The sequence below is a fragment of the Bacteroides sp. AM16-24 genome (genome assembly GCF_003471885.1).
Taxonomy (GTDB): domain Bacteria; phylum Bacteroidota; class Bacteroidia; order Bacteroidales; family Bacteroidaceae; genus Bacteroides.
This window is the reverse complement of the sequence record NZ_QRKI01000040.1, coordinates 548-5,040: the sequence shown is the minus strand read 5'-3', so window position 1 is coordinate 5,040 and position 4,493 is coordinate 548. Positions and strand designations below refer to the sequence as shown.

The window sequence follows — 4,493 nt, the reverse complement described above, 5'->3', positions numbered from 1 at the left end:
AACCATTTTTAACAAAAATAATTGTCCTATTATTTGCGACATTTATAGAAAATCACTATCTTTGAGTATTGAAAATAAAGAGATAAACAAACCTTTAAAGCTGGTTTGGCTGCCAGTATAAAGAACAGCAAACAAAATCATGAAACATTGCTTCTTAAATCCATTTCGTAGCCAACTGTTAGTGCTATTTTTCAGTATTAATTCATTAATCATTTTTTTATGAAAAAAGAGTTTACATTACGCTTAGACGATGCAGCCTGCGCAGAGTTAGAAAATCTAAAAAAATTATCTGGTGAAAAAACAGATGCTAAAGCTATTAGATTTGCTATTCAGAATTATGCAACTTTGAATGATAGGTATATTGAAACACAACGGCAAATAAGGACGTGGAAAGATAAATATGCAGCGTTAAATAAAGCTGTTGATGATTACTTGTCTTCTTTTGAAGCATTGAAGAAAACTACAGATTGATAGTCAATTATTAGAAATGTGAAAGGATTAATTTATGATTGGAGTAGAGAAGAAAATTTTCAGATTATCTAGTTCTGTGTTAAATCGTACTTTTAAGCAGGAAAAGAGTATTTTTTGTTCAATGGTGTTACGATTGATGGATACAGAAAACTATGCAAACAATTATTGCGATTCGCTAAGTCTTGTTCTTGAACTATTTCCAGAGATTGATAGGGAAAAGCTAGAAAAAGAATTGGATAAATACGTTTGATAGTATTTGAAATCAAAAATGGGCTATTAAACTAGTTAATAGCCTTATTTTAATACATAAATTCATGAAATATGGCAGCGGATATGACAGATGAAACGATTGCACAATACATGGAACGCATCGAGAAAATGAGCATAAAAGAAATTCAAAAAGAAATTGAATTTCTGGAAAGCCCCGGTTACAACTGTGAAGGACTGGTATGTGCAGACGGAGTAATTACTCCCCGGACAAAAATGCATCGTAAGGTTCTTTGGTATAAGAGAATGAACCAAAAGAGCCTAACAGCCCTGCAATGGGCAAAAGAAGGATATGTTGTAAATCCGGATGCAATAGGAAGAAAGTGGAAAAACAATCCTCACAATTCAAAGGCTATAATATATTATGTATCAGATGAAGTACATGAGGACAAAGAAGCGGCTAAAGAATTTCTCAAATCGAGGCGTAAGGAAAAGAAAGAGTAGTCTTTAGTTCACAGGTCTCTTTTCCAGATATATAAGTCAAGATAAAATGGGATTATCATACCAAATAACGCATAACAGAATAGTAATGAATCAAGAAAGAACATTAACCTTTGGTAAGTATAAGGGAACACATCGAAGTAATATTACTGGAGGCTTCTCAGCAGGTGACTTCGGTGGTTTAATTTATTCAATCGAAAATTTCAATGAAAGTGAATATGAGTTTTAACCAATAAAATGAAGATATGAATAATGAATTTATTGATGGTATTTGGTTTGCTGTTCAGCATATTGTAGTAGTCAGAGATATGCCAGCAATCGCAATAGGGATAATTAAGGAATCGAATCTTTCCATTGATGATTGTAAGGCTGCGCAAAAAAGGAGTGGTTCTTTTCACAATCAGATGATGAAGTTTATTGAAACAGAATTAGCGTAAAACAGTATAAATATGAGCAAAATTGAAGAAGCCTTCAGAGGCTTAGGAAGAACAGAGAAAGTGAGATTCATTTCGCAGAACATCGAGTATGCAAATGCGGTTGCAGTAGCCAGTTATGTAAAAGGTTATCTTTTCGATGTCCTTAATGATGTCGGAGATGATGAGTATATAGCAGCGTATCTCAGAGAAAAGGGATATGAAGTAAAAAAACAAGAATAATCCTCAAATCGATATATAAATAAACGAATTATGAATGAAAGAACAATCCAAATAGACGTAATTGGAAAAATAGAAGGTACTCAATTTATGAAGTGTAAGCTATATACAAATGAAAATATTGTCATTATCATGATGAATGAATTTGATTATGAACGGTTGAAAGAAGAAGGAATCTTCATAAGAGATGGCAAAAGTCGAGATTCAGCCGGGGTGTTGAATACAACCAATACTTTCATCGAAAAAAATTAATACTCAAAACAAAAAAGAATGATTATGGATAAAAAAGAAAAGAATTTTGCCACATACAAAGAATTTGCAAAGATGCTTCGGGAAGTGGCAAACATATACTCTAAACTGGGTGACGAACCATTGTTGAAAGAAGGATATGAGTATAACGCCATTAGAGATGCTGTTCAGTATGTAACGAACAAACACGATTTTGGTTACTTTATACAGCCTTGGAAGGATGAGTTTCTACGTATGCCTTTTGATGTGACGAAGCGAAAAAAATGGGCTGATTATGTGGCTGAATGCCATGCTACAGGAAAGGAAATAGATTACGATAATTATGATTGGGATAAATGACCATAATTTTTCGAATAGTGTGAAAGGGAATAGATGTCATATAATCAAAATATAGATAGAATGTTTATTGAATATAAGGTATATCGTAGGGTGTCAGATTTGAAGCCTTTTATATCTAGGGATGAACTTCCTTCTTGTCAGATGATTGGGAAAAAAAAGTTTGTAGGAAAAAAAGCAAAAATGGAGGCTGTTTATAGACTTACAGGGAAACGTTTGCCAGAAGACTATACAACAGAGCAGGTAAACAATTTTCTTACGGTAGAGCTTTTTAATACGTCTTTATGGCATAAGTATAGAAAGATTTACAATGAAGTTTCCAATGAAAAAGAAATTGTTGTTGAGAACTATAGTTATCAATATACATTAGTTGTAGAATTAGCAAATAAATCGAATTTATCATTGGATGAAGGAAAAATTGTACATTTTGTTATGTGCGAACTGTTAGGAAATCCTTGTGAAACGTATAAAGGGATGAAAAACCCTATAATTTCTTTACGAAAAGATTATGATAGATAAAGCAAAAACATTAGATGAATGCTTTAAGGAACTAATTCTTAAAAGAGGTTGGTCTAAAAATAGTCCATATGACCGCCGAACTGCATCAAGGCATAAAAAGCAATTCCTTGAAGGAACGTTGCCCGATGAATTTAAAAGAGTATATTTGCAAAGTGCTGGTTATACAATAGTGCAGCCGGAGCTTTGGCGACAGGAATTATAAAACAAAGAAAATGGACTGGAGGAACATAATAAGAAATCTATTAGAAATTATCATTGCTATTTTTAGAATGATTTTCATAGGGCTATTTTATATAGCCAAGTTTATGTTTGTGTTCTTTATTCTACTTTTTTTTGGAGTATTAATCAGTCAAAATAATAAGCGATGGTAAATAGAGAAATAAAAGCCCGAAAACGTGCGGTGAAAGAAGAAAAAGAAGAAATAGACGGTGAGATTGTTAGAATTAGGAAAGGGCATCCTCGTACAAATCTTCCTGTGAAACTCCCAGAAAATCCCACATGGCTGAAACAACCTAATGTAGTTACATTAATGGCTGGTGATTTTAAGACAGTACAGATTAGAATCTTAATTGCTGTTATAGAGAAATTACAGGATGTCATAGAATTAAGTATTCAGCATCTAGATAAATATGGTACATCTATTCCATGCGAGCAATTATCTTTATTTCAAGAATATTCAGACCGTATAAGAGTAGATATCGCATATCGGGATTTGGGCGTTAATCCAGACCAATACAAGGAAGTAAAAAGCATGGTTCGTAAATTAATCAGTATTCCTGTAGAGCTTGATGTTAAAGACCCAATAACAGGTGAGGATAGTTGGTCTATTACTGGTTTATTCACTAAGGCAAATATACCCAAAACTCCTTATTCAAGAGGTTTTTCTTTAGAAATGGATAGAGAGGTTGCTAAAGTTTTCATTAATGTTGATAGAGGTTTTACACGCTATATAAAAGAGATAGCTTTAAGAGCGCAAAGTAGATATACAATAAGAATGTATATGCTGATTAGCTCATGGAAAGAAAAAGGTGGTTTTTCTATCTATGTGGATAGATTTCGGAAATTCTTAAAATTAGAAGATAAATACCCCGAATTTAAAGATTTGTATAAACGTGTAATACGCCCTGTTTACGATGATTTGTTTGAACAGGCTGATTGCTGGTTTGAAATGGCAGAAGTTTATCGTAATTCAGGCGATACACAGCCTTATAAACTTAATTTCAAAGTTATTAAGTCTGCATTATCAAAGAAGGAAGAAGAACTATTAAAAGGACAAAAGAAGATGATAACGAATTTTTGTTCTTTGCACTTTGCAATGAAGGACGAGCATTTGCAGCAGTTTATTCCACAGATTACATTAAGCAACTATAAAGCAGTAGTAACTAAGATGCTTTATCTAGGCGAATATGTTAGAGATAACTGGAATAAAATTTCAAATAAAGCAGAATATTGTTTATCCGTATTATTAAAAGAAGTAGAAATACTCCCCGGAATGATTGGAGAAGAAAAAGAAGATGAATAAAAGTTGGGTTTTTGTCCCTAGGAGGGGTCTAAAAA

10 protein-coding genes are annotated in these 4,493 nt (G+C 32.9%); all 10 read left to right on the top strand.

The window, feature by feature from the left end; genetic code table 11:
• Positions 1–219: 219 nt before the first annotated feature.
• The 10 genes from DW182_RS21900 to DW182_RS21855 all read left to right on the top strand — a co-directional run bounded on the left by DW182_RS21900 (position 220) and on the right by DW182_RS21855 (position 4,458).
• Positions 220–471, top strand: coding sequence for a hypothetical protein (locus DW182_RS21900; protein WP_004295365.1), 252 nt, complete (start codon positions 220–222; stop codon positions 469–471).
• A gap of 34 nt (positions 472–505) precedes the next feature.
• On the top strand, positions 506–721 hold the full coding sequence (locus tag DW182_RS21895; RefSeq protein WP_007559101.1) for a hypothetical protein: 216 nt from the start codon (positions 506–508) through the stop codon (positions 719–721).
• Between the two features lie 71 nt (positions 722–792).
• On the top strand, positions 793–1,182 hold the full coding sequence (locus DW182_RS21890; protein WP_007559098.1) for a hypothetical protein: 390 nt from the start codon (positions 793–795) through the stop codon (positions 1,180–1,182).
• 242 nt (positions 1,183–1,424) lie between these two features.
• Positions 1,425–1,616 (top strand): hypothetical protein, encoded by a 192-nt coding sequence (locus DW182_RS21885; RefSeq protein WP_007559094.1) that lies wholly within the window; start codon positions 1,425–1,427, stop codon positions 1,614–1,616.
• A 12-nt stretch (positions 1,617–1,628) separates the two neighbouring features.
• The gene (locus DW182_RS21880) at positions 1,629–1,835 is read left to right on the top strand and encodes a hypothetical protein (protein WP_007559092.1); all 207 of its coding nucleotides are present in this window, start codon (positions 1,629–1,631) and stop codon (positions 1,833–1,835) included.
• Positions 1,836–1,865: 30 nt separating this feature from the next.
• On the top strand, positions 1,866–2,084 hold the full coding sequence (locus DW182_RS21875) for a hypothetical protein (protein WP_004295363.1): 219 nt from the start codon (positions 1,866–1,868) through the stop codon (positions 2,082–2,084).
• A 24-nt stretch (positions 2,085–2,108) separates the two neighbouring features.
• On the top strand, positions 2,109–2,420 hold the full coding sequence (locus tag DW182_RS21870) for a hypothetical protein (protein ID WP_008765228.1): 312 nt from the start codon (positions 2,109–2,111) through the stop codon (positions 2,418–2,420).
• A gap of 33 nt (positions 2,421–2,453) precedes the next feature.
• A complete protein-coding gene (locus DW182_RS21865) occupies positions 2,454–2,936 on the top strand; it encodes a hypothetical protein (RefSeq protein WP_007559088.1) in 483 nt (160 codons plus the stop codon).
• The gene (locus DW182_RS21860; protein ID WP_004295360.1) at positions 2,926–3,138 is read left to right on the top strand and encodes a hypothetical protein; all 213 of its coding nucleotides are present in this window, start codon (positions 2,926–2,928) and stop codon (positions 3,136–3,138) included. The genes DW182_RS21865 and DW182_RS21860 overlap by 11 nt, the downstream gene beginning before the upstream one ends.
• Before the next feature lie 162 nt (positions 3,139–3,300).
• Positions 3,301–4,458: a replication initiation protein gene (locus DW182_RS21855; protein WP_007559085.1), complete on the top strand. Its 1,158-nt coding sequence runs from the start codon at positions 3,301–3,303 to the stop codon at positions 4,456–4,458.
• The last annotated feature ends 35 nt before the right edge of the window (positions 4,459–4,493 follow it).

Excerpts from the sequence above, each read along its gene's own strand:
- DW182_RS21855 (WP_007559085.1), top strand. The coding sequence starts at position 3,301 with ATGGTAAATAGAGAAATAAAAGCCCGAAAACGTGCGGTGAAAGAAGAA.
- DW182_RS21895 (WP_007559101.1), top strand. The coding sequence starts at position 506 with ATGATTGGAGTAGAGAAGAAAATTTTCAGATTATCTAGTTCTGTGTTA.
- DW182_RS21900 (WP_004295365.1), top strand. The coding sequence starts at position 220 with ATGAAAAAAGAGTTTACATTACGCTTAGACGATGCAGCCTGCGCAGAG.
- DW182_RS21875 (WP_004295363.1), top strand. The coding sequence starts at position 1,866 with ATGAATGAAAGAACAATCCAAATAGACGTAATTGGAAAAATAGAAGGT.
- DW182_RS21880 (WP_007559092.1), top strand. The coding sequence starts at position 1,629 with ATGAGCAAAATTGAAGAAGCCTTCAGAGGCTTAGGAAGAACAGAGAAA.
- DW182_RS21890 (WP_007559098.1), top strand. The coding sequence starts at position 793 with ATGGCAGCGGATATGACAGATGAAACGATTGCACAATACATGGAACGC.
- DW182_RS21885 (WP_007559094.1), top strand. The coding sequence starts at position 1,425 with ATGAATAATGAATTTATTGATGGTATTTGGTTTGCTGTTCAGCATATT.
- DW182_RS21870 (WP_008765228.1), top strand. The coding sequence starts at position 2,109 with ATGGATAAAAAAGAAAAGAATTTTGCCACATACAAAGAATTTGCAAAG.
- DW182_RS21865 (WP_007559088.1), top strand. The coding sequence starts at position 2,454 with ATGTCATATAATCAAAATATAGATAGAATGTTTATTGAATATAAGGTA.
- DW182_RS21860 (WP_004295360.1), top strand. The coding sequence starts at position 2,926 with ATGATAGATAAAGCAAAAACATTAGATGAATGCTTTAAGGAACTAATT.